The 1,152-nt window shown below is 62.5% G+C and carries 1 protein-coding gene and 1 pseudogene; both read right to left on the reverse strand.

Going from position 1 to position 1,152, the window contains the following annotated elements; translation table 11 throughout:
• A pseudogene (locus H8F21_RS29255) lies at positions 1-528 on the reverse strand (ligase-associated DNA damage response exonuclease); the annotation flags it as partial.
• 278 nt (positions 529-806) lie between these two features.
• A partial coding sequence (locus H8F21_RS29260; RefSeq protein ID WP_236043277.1) for a LysR substrate-binding domain-containing protein occupies positions 807-1,152 on the reverse strand: 346 nt, incomplete at its 5' end.

Raw genomic sequence — 1,152 nt, forward strand, 5'->3', positions numbered from 1 at the left:
CTTGCCGAAGGAATAACAGAACAACACGCTGGCCTTGCCGGCGGCGATATTGGCCTGCCACCAATCGTTGATCCCGGCAAAGATCTGCGCCTGAGGCTGCCAACGATAGATCGGCAGGCCGAAGGTGGATTCGGTGATAAAGGTGTGGCAGCGCACCGGTTCGAACGGCGCACAGGTGCCATCGGGTTCGACCTTGTAGTCGCCGGAGGCCACCCAGACCTCGCCTTGATATTCCAGGCGCACTTGGGCCGAGCCCAGGACATGCCCGGCGGGATGAAAACTCAGGGTGACGCCGTGATGCACCAACCGTTCGCCGTAGGCCAGGGTTTGCAGGTTGATGTCCTGGCCCAGTCGCGAGCGCAGGATGCCTTCGCCGGGGGCGGCGGCCAAGTAGTGCTGGTTGCCGGTGCGGGCGTGATCGCCATGGGCGTGGGTGATGACCGCACGATCCACCGGGCGCCAGGGGTCGATATAGAAATCGCCGGCGGGGCAGTAGAGGCCTTCGGGGCGGGCGATGACAAGGTCCATGGGCGTGCCGGGGGCGATGGGCTTATCAGGTATGAGGGGAGTGAGACTTGAGAAGTTCTATCTGATTGCATGCAGAACAAATGTGGGAGCTGGCTTGCCTGCGATGGCGGTATACCAGCCGCCAAAAATAGCGCCTGAACCACCGCCATCGCGGGCAAGCCCGCTCCCACAGGGGATTTTTATCGGGCACACATTTGCGCCGCATCACAATTCAAATGTGGGAGCTGGCTTGCCTGCGATGGCGTCCGAGAAGCCACCATCACCAGCAAGCCAGGCGCCTACAGGCCCTTCACCTGCTCCAACAGCCATTGCTTGAATGCCAGCATCGCCGGGGTTTCGGCGCGTGACTGCAGGCGCGTCAGCCAGTAGCTGCCGGTGCTGATGCCTACATCGAAGGGCTGGCGGATCACGTCCTGGGCCAATTGCCGCGAGAACATCATCGCCGGCGCCAGCGCCACGCCACTGCCCTGCAACGCCGCTTCCATCATCGCCAGGGACGAATCGAACACGATACTGCGCGGTACCAGGGTGTCGGCGGGCAAGCCTGCGGCCTGGAACCAGAGGTTCCATTCATCCGCCCGGTAAGAGCGCAGTAATGTGTGCTTCAACACATCGTCCGGGCCT

Source organism: Pseudomonas arcuscaelestis (assembly GCF_016881005.1).
Taxonomy (GTDB): Bacteria; Pseudomonadota; Gammaproteobacteria; order Pseudomonadales; family Pseudomonadaceae; genus Aquipseudomonas; species Aquipseudomonas arcuscaelestis.